The sequence below is a fragment of the Sphingopyxis sp. BSNA05 genome, from assembly GCF_013265645.1.
Classification (GTDB): domain Bacteria; phylum Pseudomonadota; class Alphaproteobacteria; order Sphingomonadales; family Sphingomonadaceae; genus Parasphingorhabdus.
Map to the genome: position 1 here is coordinate 1 of NZ_PYIA01000006.1, position 13085 is coordinate 13085.

Here is a 13085-nt window from a genome sequence, read left to right on the forward strand (position 1 = left end):
CAGGCCGCTAAAATCGGTAAATTGGACACTCGAAGCTTTGTCGGAAAGCCTTTGGGAGCAGGTCGATTTCAAAAGCTTCCGAAAAGGCTGGATGGATGAGGAAGAACAAGCGGCGATGGAAACGGCCCATGAACGCGTACATCTCGCCACCGGATTACTGCTGCCAGTCTGGAATAAAATCCCCGGAGAGTTTGTTCGTGTCACCCGCATTGCAGCGAGCGACGGGCGTTCGATCATTGGCCGCGAAATTTCCGAACTCGATATGGCTGATCTCGCACGGGCCTTTGGTCTCGACATGAACCAGACTATCAATCCCTCCCGGATTGCAGAAATGGTGATGCAAAGCGGCAAGCCGTTTTCAGTTCAAAGCCATGATGACCTTATGGCCAAACGCTCACTGGTCAATGGCAGCCAGCGACTGGAACTGACGGGCTTTTCAGCCGAGCGGCTCGTCTGGTATAAATCCAAAGGCTGTTTCACCGAGATTATCCGCTACCGCACGCGTCTATTCGTGCCGGTCAATGAAGCAGCGCAGATACTGGAAAAACTGACTGCCTAAGCGCTTCCGCTCTCCCTCAATCTCAAACCACCAGAAAGCGAACGCGTGATCTCTAAGAATGAGAGGGGAGGAGGCTTGGCTCTTTTGAACCCGGTTTTGGCGATGGTCGCCGAAAATCGTTAGTTCGATCAATCAGGAGTTAAAAATGTTCAAATCTATTCCACTCAACAAACTCGTTGAATCCAAGAAAAATGTCCGCAAGCGGACTGATCCGGCAGCCGATGCATGGCTGAAGGCGGATATTGCTGCGCGAGGATTGTTGCAAAATCTGGTCGTCAACGCGATTGCGCGCGGCAAATTTGAGGTCACGGCAGGTGGCCGCCGTCTCAACCAGTTGAAGGCACTTGCCAAGGACAAAGCGATTAAGAAGACCGAGCCGATCACATGTCTGGTCAAAAACGGCGAAGCGCATGAAATCCGGGAAATCAGTCTGGCCGAGAATTTCCAGCGCGTAAAACTCAATCCGGCTGATGAAGCCGAAGCGTTTCAGGATATTGTGAACGACGGCGCAAGCGTTGAAGATGTTGCCATTCGCTTTGGTCAGACCGTTCGCTTTGTCGAAGGGCGTTTGCGGCTCGCCAAGCTCGCACCAGTGGTTTTTGAGGCGTTGGCAAGCGGTGACATCACGCTTGATATTGCAAAAGCTTACGGCGCGACCTCGGATGTCGAACGTCAGGCCCAGGTGTTCGAGGAAGTCTCTGGAGGATATTACAGCGTAAATTCCGACAGCATCCGGCGCATGGTTCTGGACGCCAGTGTCCAGGCCAGCGATCCCCGCGCCGTTCTGGTCGGACGCGATGCTTATCTCGAGGCAGGCGGCAAGATCGACCGGGAGCTCTTCGATGATGATGAAACTGAAAGCTGGGTTGACGTTGCTCTTCTTGAACGTCTCGCTGCTGAGAAAATGGAATGGCGATCCGACGAGATCAAAGATCAGCATGGTCTTGCTTGGGTAAAGCCGACGCTCGACTGTTATGTCTCGCATGAACTTGTCGAAGGCTTGAACCGGCTTCCTACCGAGCTTGAACCGCTTAGCGAGGAGGCAATCGCGCGTCTGTCTGAATTGGAAATCGAATATGACGGCGAAGCTGTCATCCTCGAAAATGAAGACAGCAGCGAAGATGACGTTTTCGCAGCCGAGAAACGCGTGTCGGAAATCGAACAGGAAATGCGCTCGCTGGATGATCGCAAACCAGTTCTGGCCGATGCGCTTCGCAGCGAAGCAGGCGCTTTTCTGGCACTTGGTAACGACGGGATACCGACATTGGTTCCGCAATATTATACGGACAAGGTTGATGTCGAGCATGAAGATGAAGGCGTTGAACTAGTCGAGGAAGGCGAGGCCGCCCAACCCAAGCGCACGGCGCTTTCCAAACGCCTTGTCGATGAACTGGCGATGCAGCGGCGCGATATTTTGTCGCTTCATGTGGCAAGCGATCCGGCGCTCGCGCTCGATTTTATGATCTTTACGCTTGCGGATAGCGACAGCCATGACTGGCGGGCACAGGAGGCATCGACGCTGAAAGGCCCTGTTGCAAATGGTCCGGCGCATAATTTCGAGGCAAAGGATGCACCGGCAAGTGCAAGCCTAGCGGAATTGCGCGGATCGCTGGATGAAAGTTGGAAAGCTAGCACTACCGATGTCGAGCGTTTCGTGGCATTTCGGGAGCTCAGCGATGACGCGCGCAGCGCGTGGCTCGGCCATGTTGTCTCGCGAACGCTGATTGCGAGCCTGAATGTTGAAGGCGATCGCCAAGTTTCAATGCACGATTATCTGGGCGGTATCTTGGAAATCGATATGGCGGCTTGGTGGCGACCGACTGCGGCCAATTATTTTGACCGTGTACCCAAGGCCAAAACGCTTGACGGCATGCATGAGGTCGGCGGTTTGGAGCTTTCAAACCGCTACGGCGCGTCCAAAAAATCCGATCTTGCAGCAACCGCCGAACGCATCTTCTCCGGAAACTTCATCGCAGAGGCTGAAGTCAAACAGCAAGCTGCGCGGTGGGTTCCCGATGCGATGCGCTTTGCTGATTTGTCTGCGGCTGATGAAGTTTTGGAAGATGAAGCTTCGGAAGCCGGCGCATCAGAAGATATTCCAGAGATAGCCGACAAGGCTGCCTGATCCTCCTCCTGACAGGTGGTCTTCTGGCTGAAGCGGCTTGCCTTTTTAAGGCAAGCCGCTTCTTTTCATCAAAATCATGGCAGTAGGCGGTTACCGGATCGCGGCCAGTTGACCGGCAACTTCCGGGAGTGATGCAATTTCAATGCCCTCGGAATGAGGATAGCTTTCGGAGCCTGGATATATGACAAGCTTGCGATCCGGGTGTATGTCGTCGCAGGCGTTGTAAAAGCCTCTTTCCAATTTTGGCGTCAAGCTTCGCTTGATCTCAATCGCCCATCGTTTGCCTGTGGGCAGCGTCAAAAGGAGATCGATTTCCGCTCCTGCCGATGTCCTGTAAAAATTAGCCAGCGCAGCTTCAGGTGCGGCAGCGATCAGGCTTTCGATGACAAATCCTTCCCAGCTGGCTCCGGCGACCGGATGGCCAAGCAGGGCTTCGAGACTGTCTATGCCCAGTAGCGCGTGAACAATGCCGCTATCGCGTACATAAACACGCGGAGATTTGACCAGTCTTTTGCCGGTATTATTGTGCCAGGGCTCAAGACGCCGAACGAGCAGCAAGTCAACCATCAAGTCAAGATAGGATGCAACCGTTTTTCCATCGACCCCCAATGATCTTGCGAAATCGGCAGCATTTAATAAGCCTGATTGATGATGCGCGAGCATGACCCAGAAACGTCTTAGTGTTTCAGCGGCAATTCTCGGTCCCAGTTGCGGGATGTCCCGCTCCAGATAGCTGCGGATAAAATCCCTGCGCCAGCGTAGGCTCATCTGATTGCTTTTGGCAAGATAACTGTCCGGGAAGCCACCCCTTACCCAAAGTTCATTCAAATCGCCTGGATCAATTTCCAGAGGGTCAAGTGGCCGCATTTCCAGATAGGAGATGCGGCCCGCCAGACTTTCGCCCGACTGGCGCATCAGGTCCAGAGATGCTGATCCTAACAGGAGGAACCGGCCCGTTCTCCTTCCCTTTTTACGCCCTTTGTCAATCAATCCGCGCAAGTTCTGGAAAAGATCCGGAACACGGTGAACTTCGTCGAGGATTACAAGCTTGTCTTCATGATTGCCGAGATAAAGCTCCGGTTCTCTTAATCGGGACCGGTCAGCATCCGATTCCAGATCGAGATAGAGGGAAGGACCGCTTTCACCAATTTCTTGCGCAAGCGTCGTTTTGCCCACCTGACGCGGCCCAAGCAAGGCTACCGCTGGACTTTCATCCAGTCTTTCGAGCAAAATATCGTGGATTCGGCGGTTAATCATCCTTGCATTTATGGAGTACAGTTCCAGAATTGCAAGTTATATTGATAGTCTGACTTCCTGATGAGAGAGGAGAGGGGGCTTGGGCCTGTCTGATCCGGCAATTTTGCTGGATATATTCAGGAGAATACACATGCCCAAAAGATCATATCGCTCACCGAAGATATCGCCAGCCGCAAGGATCACCGCCGCGATCATTGAAAAACTGGAAGCTGGAACAAAACCCTGGATCCAGCCTTGGAGAGGACTTCCAGTCTCACGGCCCTTGCGCAGTTGCGGTACGCCCTATCGCGGAATGAATGTATTCTGGCTCTGGATGATGGCTCAGGAAAGTGGCTTTAATTCTCCTTACTGGATGACTTACCGGCAATGCGCATCGCTTGGCGGTCAGGTTCGCAAGGGCGAAAAATCGTCCATCGCCATATTCTACAAAAGCTATACCAAAGAAGTCGAAGCTGCGGATCATGGTGAAGCGCAGGAGGAAACCCGCCGCGTGCTCAAATCCTATGCTATATTCAATGCCGATCAATGCGACGGTCTGCCCGAACGCTACCATCCCACGGCTGAAGTATTGGATATCGAACCGGAGGGACGAGCGGAAGAGTTGGATCAATTCTTTGCGCGAATTGGTGCCAATACCCGCGAGCATGGCAGCAGCGCCTACTATGAACCGGTAGCTGACCGTATTACGATGCCGCCCATCAGTCTGTTTGATGGCTATGACCAATTTTGTGCGACCCTTTCTCATGAACTTGGTCACTGGTCAGGCCATAAGTCGCGCCTGAATCGTGATCTCAAGAACCGTTTTGGCAGTGCTGCTTATGCCGCCGAAGAGCTGGTAGCAGAGCTTTCCAGTGCCATATTGGGCGCGGAGCTTGGCCTTCCGGTCGGACATCTGGATAATCATGCAAGCTATATCGCCAGTTGGCTAAAGCTGCTCAAAAAGGATGATCGCGCTATACTGACAGCGGCGGCGCGCGCGGAAGAGGCGTCAAATCTGCTGTTGAGCCTTGGCGGTTATGTGCAACAAGAGTCTGGTGAATTATCCGATGCCGCATGATTGAGCAAAAACTTGCAATCTTGCAAATGAAAGATTATTGTAAAATACATTCATTAGAAAGAAATGAAAATGACTAAACGGGCACTCAAAATAGAACGGAGCGATGATAGGTTGCTAAGTTCTGCAATTGGTAGAATTGCAAAATTCTGGAACCTGAGCAATGTCAAATTAAGTGCGGTGCTGGGCCTGTCGGAAGCAACCATTTCCCGGCTTCGTTCGGGAAAAACATTTCTGGATCCTGCATCCAAATCTTTTGAAGCTGGGCAGTTTCTCCTGCGGCTGTTCCGCAGTCTGGACGCGCTTATGGGCAGTGATGATGATGCAGCCAAATCCTGGCTGACATCGCATAACCTTGATCTCGAGGCGCGGCCGATTGATCTCATCGACAGTTTCAAGGGACTTTTGACGGTATGTGACTATGTGGACGCCCACCGCGCTCGCGTCTGAATTTCGCCGCTACCGCAAAACCGTTTGGCGGGTGGTCGAAGCGCAGCACCGTATATCGACCAATCGCTTGGCGGAAACCTTCGAAGATCAGGCACGCCTTGAAGAGCTTGCCGAAGCAGCAAAACCCGACCTTCCGAAGTCTGCTCAGGGTCTGCATTATCTTCTCGCTTCACCCTTTCGATACGGTCATAAAAGTCTGAGCCGGTTCCGGCGGGCGAATGAGCGTCCCGGCATTTTCTATGCCAGTGAGGCCGAAGCCACAGCGATTGCAGAGACTGCCTATTGGCGACTGCGTTTTTTCAGCCGATCACCGGATTTTGTGCCGGGGAACCGGACCAGCGAGCATCTGAGTTTTTCCGTTGCTGTTTCGACCTTACGCGCGGTTGATCTTTCCAGGCCGCCATTTGACGCGCAAGCATCAGACTGGGTGCATCCCAACGAATACAAAACCTGTCAGGAATTTGCTGATGTAGCTCGCAAAGCAGATGCGCAGCTTATTCGCACAGTCTCGGTGCGAGATCCGGATGCTGGATATAATAGCGCGATATTTGACCCGTCCATATTCGCCGGGAAGACACCGGATTATCGCCAGACCTGGCATTTCCGTTTTGAGCAGGGGCGACTGAACGCCATTGCGGCTTTTCCGGGCGGGGGAAGCTACGCCTTTGAACCGAAGATTTTCGGACTACCAAGTTCGCCTGGACACTGATCCCATAATCTCCTGATGGTAGACTGAGCATCCAGCCGTTTTTTCTCCCCGCAAGAGAGGCCCTGGACCATCAGGGCTTTGACGCAACCCCGCGAGGACTGCGGCCCGTGTGGCCCGCGCCAGCCTTGTCTCGCGAGGTTCCCCGCTTGGGCAAGCGGTGCGTCATGCGCCCTGACGTTCCTTTCGGGCTCTTGCGGGATAAAGCGGCAAGGTGCCGAACATCTCCCGCATATCAGGAGAACATCATGGACAATTTATTCAAACAGCAACTTGCTGGTCTTGACCTTTCCGGTCTCACGATCAGCAGTTCCCCATTTATATCATCGGATTTTCCAGCTCAGGATGCTATCTCGCAGACACTTGCAGCTGTTTGGTCGGATTTATTCGCTGTCTTTACCGATACCGCTCTTGAAGCCGACGTTGAAGATCTCGGATGGGGCTTCGTCAATCTCTTCCACCGCGCTGCGCAGCGTAAATCAAAGCAGCTTGACCGTGCATCGGATGAGGTCCGGGCACTCATCGCATCTGCTGATGGATCGGAAGTTCATACCAGCAACCTGGAAGAGCAGATAGAACGCGCGCAAGCCGCAGAAGCCTCCATGGTCGCCTTTGAAGAAATGCGCGAGGTTGCAGCAGCGCTCTATCTCGATGAAACGCACAGCTCCTGGAAACCAGTTTCCAGTTCCCGCGCCAGCCACGGGGGGATGCTGACCTCTGCCGTCATTCAGGGGCGGGATTTTCTCAAAGCTCGCAGCCAGTCCAGACGCAAAGCGCTGATGCCCGAGGGTGCGCCAATAATCTTTGCTGGTGGCCGCAACAAGCAAGACAGTACTGAAGATGCGAAGACTTTTGCCAACAATGTCTGGGCCACGCTCGACAAGGTGCATAATTCCGTTGGTGACATGGTGTTGGTCCATGGCGGAGATGGCAAGGGTGCCGACCGTTTAGCTGCCTCTTGGGCTGAGCGTCGCGGCGTTGCGCAGCTTACCTTTTCGCTGGATCGCCATTTGGGCGCACGAGCAGGCTTCAAACGCAATGAACAGATGCTGGGGCTCGCTCCTCGCTACGTCATTGCATTTCCCGGGAATGGCGTATTGGAACGTTTGGTCATCGAAGCCAAGAGACGGCGTATCACGGTCGTTGATCGGCGCGGGCCTCTTGGCGTCAGTCCCAAGACAAAGCCAGCCGATACAGGCAGCTAGGCTGTCCGAGTCAGCACCGCTTTGGCGGCGCTGACTTTTCTCGCTGAGAGGAAAGGAGGCTCGGGTTTCCCTGAGCCGGACACACGGTGTGATCGGCTGAAACAGAACCGGAGGTATTTATCATGGAAACGAGGGAATGGATGACGGACTATTTCGACAAACAGAAAACCCGCAATGCGCGTTTGATCCAGTCTTTTCAGCGCAACAAGTCAGCTATTCTTGATGGGCTGCGAGAAGCAAATGTAGCGAGCGTTGAGCTCAACTATGACGGTATGGGCGATAGTGGTTGTCTGGAAGGTGCTACCTATTATTCGAACGATAACAAACCAATCGACTGTTCCGATACCAAAGTTGCAATTGAAATTTTTGAGATTGGTTCGACCATGATCATGCGTAAATCCATGCCACTGGCAGAAGCGCTTGAAACTCTCGCTTATGATGCGCTGGAAGTTCATCATCCGGGATGGGAAATCAATGAAGGAGCCTATGGCATCTTCAGGATCGAGGTTGAAGAGGGTACGATGGCACTGTGCTGTAGTCTTCGGAGCACCGACTATACCGAAACAGAAATCGGCGGAGAGGAATAATGTCGCATTGTCATTATCATGCGCTTTCTTCGGTCCGTAAATGGGGCGGGGAGGCAAGCGATTATCTGCCCCTGCAACAATGGTTTGATAAATCGAAGGAAATATTGGCGGACCCGCGTCACCGGGCGCTCCGGCATCATGCCGAAGGTATATTCATGCTGGAATCACTCTTCGGTACGACCATTGTTAACGCCGATGGCCGCGAGGTTCCTGTCCGCCTGATCGGCGAACAGCATGTCATGGAAGATTTGGGAACCATCCCCTCGTTTGCGGATTGGGCGCGGCTGATCGAACCACAGGCCTGGATGATGCGAGGGCAACCAAAGCTCGTCGCCGTTGAAGCGAATATGGCGGCGTAAGGCTTTTTCACGCGCAGCCTGTTCCGTACTACGTGTGCCGGTGTTGCAGGCGGGTTCCCAATATATAACCACTAAGCCAGCCGTTAAACATGCTTGCTTCAATCGTGATTGACGGATCCAAAACACGCGCTGTCAGCGTCTCCTGAAGATCAAATCAACCGTGACCAATTCGGCTTTTTCGCGAACCTTCCTGAACCAGGTCAGCCGCATTGCAACCAGCTTTGTTACCGGCCGTGTTGCACCTTTCAGGTGCTGCCCGCACCACCCGGACAAAGCTGGTTTCCCTTCGGTGCAATCCCGCTTCTCCCTGTTTCTAACGGATGTTCGCAAGCCGGAATGGTCCGGTTTGAAGATTAATATCAGGAGAATAACAATGACAAATATCGTAGTTTTGGTTGGACGTGTCACTCGCGATCCAGAAAGCCGGGAAACAAACGGTGGTACAACGGTTACAAATCTTTCGGTCGTAACCGATCGGCCAGCCCGCAACAGTGAAGGCAAGACCTACAAGGATGAAAAAGGCTTTACGGTCAAAGATGCAGAATTCCACCGTATCACTTGCTTCAACGGTCTTGGCAAAAACGTTGCCCAATATTGTACCAAGGGCCAGATGGTTTCGATCGAAGGGCGCCTGCATTATACGCAATGGGAAGATGCCGATAAAATCAAACGCTATGGCTGCGAAATTCTTGCCGATAAGGTGGATTTTCTCACCCGCGGTGCTTCCCAGGATAACAAGGATGCACCCGATATCGGTGAATAATCCTTGATCTTCATGCTTAATCAATCAGGCCTCGCCGGTTTCCCGGCGGGGCCTTTTTATGTTCACATGCGTGTTTAGGGAGTTAGCGCGCTGAAGTAGAATTTCCAATTTTGAGTGTGGCTAGCGCCTGCTCTTCGTTCATTTTCCAAGAACTGTTCCCATGCGCTTGAGACTTTTTGCGCTGAACGTTTCGACGCCGGTTCCCAAGAACATCCGTCCAAGTTCGATTGCCGCTTTGGTCTCCAGCTCTTGCTGTTTTGTGTCGAGTTTTGCGCGTTCGCTTTCAAGCTTTTTGAGCGCTGCCAGCGCACCTGTTTTTCTGGTCATGAGATTTCCTTTTTCTCAGTGTTGACCCCTTGAAACTCCGTAATTGCATATTGTCCCACCTGTAGGAAAATGATTTTTGCGAATGTAATCTGGATGTGGAATACGAATTTGGGGAGGGGTTGCTCACTTGAAGTCCAAGTATGATGCGCGAAGGGCCACCGCGTAAAGGACGACGGGGCCCCACCATTTTACCGCTCCGGCGGCTGGGCCGCCTTACGCGATAAAATCGTTTCCCCCATCGCCGCTTCGCGGCGCCTGTTCCAGCCGGTCCTGTGACCCGGTAACCCTTCACGCATCACGAGACTTGTCGTCATTTTGACAAATTTCAGGAGGTAGTATGACACAGGTTATAGATACGGTATTTGATGCACAAAGCTATTTTGCGGCAGTAGAAACAGCGGAACGGAGGGCTCTACACAGCTTCTTTGATCAGCATGTCGTTGAGGACGACGACCAGGGTTATGTAGCACTGGATGAAGGAGATTATAACGCGCTACCGACATGGGCAATGAACCGGGTTGTCCATACTGTCCATGGGGCGCTGCTGGATGAATTCTAAGGACGGCACACAGGGCAGGGGCCGGAAACGGTCTCTGCCACTATTTTTGTTCGCTTCAGAAAGTGGTAGCGCCGAAAATGTCTTTCAAACCTAGCCCCCCGACCGTCGGCCTGAAAGACATTTTCTGCACTGTCGGTTGGCTTAAACCTAACAGGGAGAAATACAAGGTACTTTGCCGAAAGGCGATTCCATACAATCATTCCGGGAATCGAGTTGCTAACTATCAGGAATAAAGATTATTCAGAATTTCCGTATCGATTCTGGCCATTTGCGACCCGGGCTGGCGTTGATATGGAAAACACCCAAATCGGGTGACATAGGGGCAGCGGAATCCCCATTCTGCTGCCCTTATTTTGCTCGTGCTTTAGTTTGTAATTCTAGCCATGGGGTAATTGTGGAACGCCGATGTCAAGCATCAGCGCGCGTTTTATCCATGCTATCCACGTGGCATAACGCCACATGATGTAATCGAGAAAATTCCTAGAAATTTACTGCCGAGCTGGGAACAAAAGAGCGCACACCGTACGCAGCTCGCTGCCTTGGGTATATTGTTTTATATCAATTGTTTAAGTTCCAAAATGGCCCGATGTAACAGACAAATCCTCTAAGACTTGGTGGGTTTTGGGCAAGTCTTACCCCAATCACGTCAGCATAACATATTGATAAAAAGCGATATATAACCGATTGACTTAGACTTGTTCACGATTTATTCTTATTGGGCTTTTCGAAGGGTGAACCAGGTTCTTGAACGTCAAGGAACCTGAGTATGACCAACCATATTTGCTTACAAACCTATCTTTCTTATCCGCTGGCGCAGTGGGTCAGGTCGGAGGCTGACGATCACGGGGAATGTGTCAGCGTCTTCATTCGTGATCTTGTGATGGCGGCGTATATTGCGCAGGATGAAGGTAATAGCGACGCTTTAAAAGGCCTCGACAAAGCCCGCGAGATTGTATTTTCGTCCGTAGCGCTTGATGCCATTTTGACTGCCCATCCAGATAGTTCGCTTCGGCAAAAACCCATGATGCCTATGCCCGCCGCCTGCAGCGATTGGGGCTTGCTCCTGCCTCTTCGAATGGAGGTCGTGATGAAGCGTAATCTGGTCAATTTCACGCGCGGTAGCCAGCTTCTCGGGCACTTTGGATTCATGTTCGCAAGTGGGCTCAAAGCCCCTCTCATTATCGCTGCTATTCTCCTGTTAGGGATGTGCTATTGGCAGGTAACATCTGGCCTCACCGACCATCAGCGCTACCTTGCCGGCATGAACCTTTATGCATCGCTCTACGGGTTCATGGAGTTTGATCCTACCAAGCCGGTTAATCTTGATCTTGCCGGTGGCGCGAGCACTGAAATGGCGATTTCAACGGTTCAGAACTTCCCTCCTGTCGTGCGCGCAATGGAAGCATTATGGACTGCGCTCCGGACGGCTTTGGCCATCTCCGTATTGCTGTTTCTGCCTGCCTTTATACTATTTTATTGGGTGGCTGAATATTTTGGTGGACGGTCGAAAGAAAGTAAACATGAACGCGGAGCGCAGCTTGCAACATTGCCCCAGCTGCAAGCGGAAATAACCCGCCATAATGCTAGCGAGCAGGTAAGGGAAATGCGCGCCGAATTAGGCCGGCGTTGGCGACTGGCAGGGCAGCATGGGCTCGATGCGGCGGGCTATTATACTCCCTCTGCAATTACAGGTGTTCGTTATCCCTGGCGGCTTGAACAGAGCCATGCGATGCTGATCGGAACCACCGGAACCGGTAAAACCGTTGCCCTGCTGGAGATGATAGACGAGGCCCGCAGAAAGGGACAGCGCGCCGTCATATTCGATCTGACCGGCGCTTTTATCGAACATTTCTATGACCCTTCGCGTGATGTCATATTGAACCCGCTTGATGCCCGCTGTCCGCAATGGAGTGTGTTCAATGATTGCAGCACCATTGCCGAATTTCACAGCGCTGCTGAAGCAATAGTACCCCAGGATGCGGCGGCGATGACCAGTTCTGGGTTATTGGTGCCCGCTCGGTATTTGTGCAATCCTGCATGCAACTGATGAAGGCGGGAACGCCAACCAACGAGGCGCTCGCAAACAAGCTGATTACGGCCGATCTCACAGATGTTCATAAGCTCCTAAAGGGTACTGTCGCGGAGCAACTGACCGCGCCCAAAGCGGCCCGGATGGCAACCTCAATCCGGGCTGTGCTTAATGCAAATGCCGAGGCTTTGATGTTGCTGCCCAAACATGGTCCGCACTTTTCAATCCGCGACTGGGTGCAGGGTGAATGCGAACGCGGCGGGATCATATTTATATCCGCGCGCTATGTGGACATGAGTATCTGTTCCAAGCTGCTAACATTGTGGATGGACACTGCGATGAATACCCTCATGTCGATGAGCCGGACATCCGATTTGCGGGTGTGGTTCATGATTGATGAGCTGGGCGCATTGCACCGGTTGCAGCGCTGGAAAAAGGTTTGCAAACGGCCCGCAATTTTGGCGGCGCTATCGTGACTGGTATTCATGCATTTGCCAAACTCAAGGAGGTGTATGGTGAAAATATGGCGATGACATTGTCTTCGCTTGCGCGCACCAAATTAATACTGGCTACAGCCGACCGGGAAACGGCAACATGGTGCTCAGACTTTATCGGTCACCGGCAGATACGCGACATGGAAGAAGGCTATAGTTACGGCTATAATAATGCCCGTGATGCCGTCAGTCTAACCCCCAGAAGGCAGATCGAACCGCTGCTGCTGCCCGATCAATTTATGAACTTGCCGCGGCTCAACGGCTACATCAAGTTCCCCGATGGCTTCCCCGCTGCGCCGGTTAAACTGGTCCCGCAATCCTGGCCCAGTCTGGCAGAAGGATTTATTGCGCGGGCATTTGATGAGCCCGATGAACTGTATAAACCTCGCGCACCCAGCAAAGAACCACTGCCGTCTTCCAAGTCTGAAGGGACGGCTAAAAATAGCCACAGCGGGGAGGAGGAGCCAGCAGCGGACTCCGATGACAATGACGAAGGCGTCAAACAATCTGCGGCCGATCAGAAGGAGTTTGCCTTTCGGGAGCCCGAAGAAATCACCGACGTCCAGTTGTCCGATGAGCCTCAAGATAAAATACTGAAGGGCAACACAGCG

General features: G+C 52.6%; 11 protein-coding genes and 2 pseudogenes. 11 read left to right on the plus strand and 2 right to left on the minus strand.

Annotated elements, in window-relative coordinates; translation table 11 throughout:
* Together C8024_RS00690 and C8024_RS00695 are read left to right on the plus strand one after the other, a co-directional pair.
* A pseudogene (locus C8024_RS00690) lies at positions 1-559 on the plus strand (methylase); the annotation flags it as partial.
* 145 nt (positions 560-704) lie between these two features.
* Entirely contained in the window at positions 705-2684 is a 1980-nt protein-coding gene (locus C8024_RS00695) for a ParB/RepB/Spo0J family partition protein (protein WP_173202587.1), read from the plus strand.
* A 90-nt stretch (positions 2685-2774) separates the two neighbouring features.
* On the opposite strand, the gene C8024_RS00700 is transcribed toward C8024_RS00695, so the two are convergent.
* Positions 2775-3914 (minus strand): ATP-binding protein, encoded by a 1140-nt coding sequence (locus C8024_RS00700; RefSeq protein ID WP_254305430.1) that lies wholly within the window; start codon positions 3912-3914, stop codon positions 2775-2777.
* Positions 3915-4071: 157 nt separating this feature from the next.
* On the opposite strand from C8024_RS00700, the gene C8024_RS00705 reads away from it, so the two are divergent.
* The 7 genes from C8024_RS00705 to C8024_RS00735 all read left to right on the plus strand — a co-directional run bounded on the left by C8024_RS00705 (position 4072) and on the right by C8024_RS00735 (position 9065).
* Positions 4072-4998: an ArdC family protein gene (locus C8024_RS00705; protein ID WP_100092316.1), complete on the plus strand. Its 927-nt coding sequence runs from the start codon at positions 4072-4074 to the stop codon at positions 4996-4998.
* 63 nt (positions 4999-5061) lie between these two features.
* Positions 5062-5445 carry an MbcA/ParS/Xre antitoxin family protein gene (locus C8024_RS00710; protein WP_240616818.1) on the plus strand — a complete coding sequence of 128 codons (384 nt, stop codon included), beginning with the start codon at positions 5062-5064 and terminating at the stop codon, positions 5443-5445.
* Complete coding sequence (locus C8024_RS00715) at positions 5417-6154, plus strand: RES family NAD+ phosphorylase (protein ID WP_100092315.1); 738 nt, start codon at positions 5417-5419, stop codon at positions 6152-6154. Before C8024_RS00710 ends, C8024_RS00715 begins: the two co-directional genes overlap by 29 nt.
* Positions 6155-6399: 245 nt before the next feature.
* A complete protein-coding gene (locus C8024_RS00720) occupies positions 6400-7356 on the plus strand; it encodes a DUF2493 domain-containing protein (protein ID WP_100092314.1) in 957 nt (318 codons plus the stop codon).
* Positions 7357-7478: 122 nt separating this feature from the next.
* Positions 7479-7943, plus strand: coding sequence for a DUF6878 family protein (locus C8024_RS00725; protein WP_173202589.1), 465 nt, complete (start codon positions 7479-7481; stop codon positions 7941-7943).
* Positions 7943-8302, plus strand: a complete 360-nt coding sequence (locus C8024_RS00730; protein WP_100092312.1) for a hypothetical protein — start codon at positions 7943-7945, stop codon at positions 8300-8302. Before C8024_RS00725 ends, C8024_RS00730 begins: the two co-directional genes overlap by 1 nt.
* Before the next feature lie 373 nt (positions 8303-8675).
* A complete protein-coding gene (locus C8024_RS00735; protein ID WP_100092311.1) occupies positions 8676-9065 on the plus strand; it encodes a single-stranded DNA-binding protein in 390 nt (129 codons plus the stop codon).
* A gap of 138 nt (positions 9066-9203) precedes the next feature.
* Here C8024_RS00735 and C8024_RS00740 read toward each other — a convergent pair whose 3' ends face one another.
* Positions 9204-9392, minus strand: coding sequence for a DUF6437 family protein (locus tag C8024_RS00740; RefSeq protein ID WP_254305432.1), 189 nt, complete (start codon positions 9390-9392; stop codon positions 9204-9206).
* A 337-nt stretch (positions 9393-9729) separates the two neighbouring features.
* Here C8024_RS00740 and C8024_RS00745 point away from each other — a divergent pair, with 337 nt between their 5' ends.
* Both C8024_RS00745 and C8024_RS00750 read left to right on the plus strand, forming a co-directional pair.
* A complete protein-coding gene (locus tag C8024_RS00745) occupies positions 9730-9951 on the plus strand; it encodes a hypothetical protein (RefSeq protein WP_089132038.1) in 222 nt (73 codons plus the stop codon).
* 1087 nt (positions 9952-11038) lie between these two features.
* Positions 11039-12827, plus strand: a pseudogene (locus tag C8024_RS00750) (type IV secretion system DNA-binding domain-containing protein); the annotation flags it as partial.
* Positions 12828-13085 lie beyond the last annotated feature (258 nt).

Excerpts from the sequence above, each read along its gene's own strand:
- C8024_RS00695 (WP_173202587.1), top strand. The coding sequence starts at position 705 with ATGTTCAAATCTATTCCACTCAACAAACTCGTTGAATCCAAGAAAAAT.
- C8024_RS00705 (WP_100092316.1), top strand. The coding sequence starts at position 4,072 with ATGCCCAAAAGATCATATCGCTCACCGAAGATATCGCCAGCCGCAAGG.
- C8024_RS00710 (WP_240616818.1), top strand. The coding sequence starts at position 5,062 with ATGAAAATGACTAAACGGGCACTCAAAATAGAACGGAGCGATGATAGG.
- C8024_RS00715 (WP_100092315.1), top strand. The coding sequence starts at position 5,417 with ATGTGGACGCCCACCGCGCTCGCGTCTGAATTTCGCCGCTACCGCAAA.
- C8024_RS00720 (WP_100092314.1), top strand. The coding sequence starts at position 6,400 with ATGGACAATTTATTCAAACAGCAACTTGCTGGTCTTGACCTTTCCGGT.
- C8024_RS00725 (WP_173202589.1), top strand. The coding sequence starts at position 7,479 with ATGGAAACGAGGGAATGGATGACGGACTATTTCGACAAACAGAAAACC.
- C8024_RS00730 (WP_100092312.1), top strand. The coding sequence starts at position 7,943 with ATGTCGCATTGTCATTATCATGCGCTTTCTTCGGTCCGTAAATGGGGC.
- C8024_RS00735 (WP_100092311.1), top strand. The coding sequence starts at position 8,676 with ATGACAAATATCGTAGTTTTGGTTGGACGTGTCACTCGCGATCCAGAA.
- C8024_RS00740 (WP_254305432.1), bottom strand. The coding sequence starts at position 9,392 with ATGACCAGAAAAACAGGTGCGCTGGCAGCGCTCAAAAAGCTTGAAAGC.
- C8024_RS00745 (WP_089132038.1), top strand. The coding sequence starts at position 9,730 with ATGACACAGGTTATAGATACGGTATTTGATGCACAAAGCTATTTTGCG.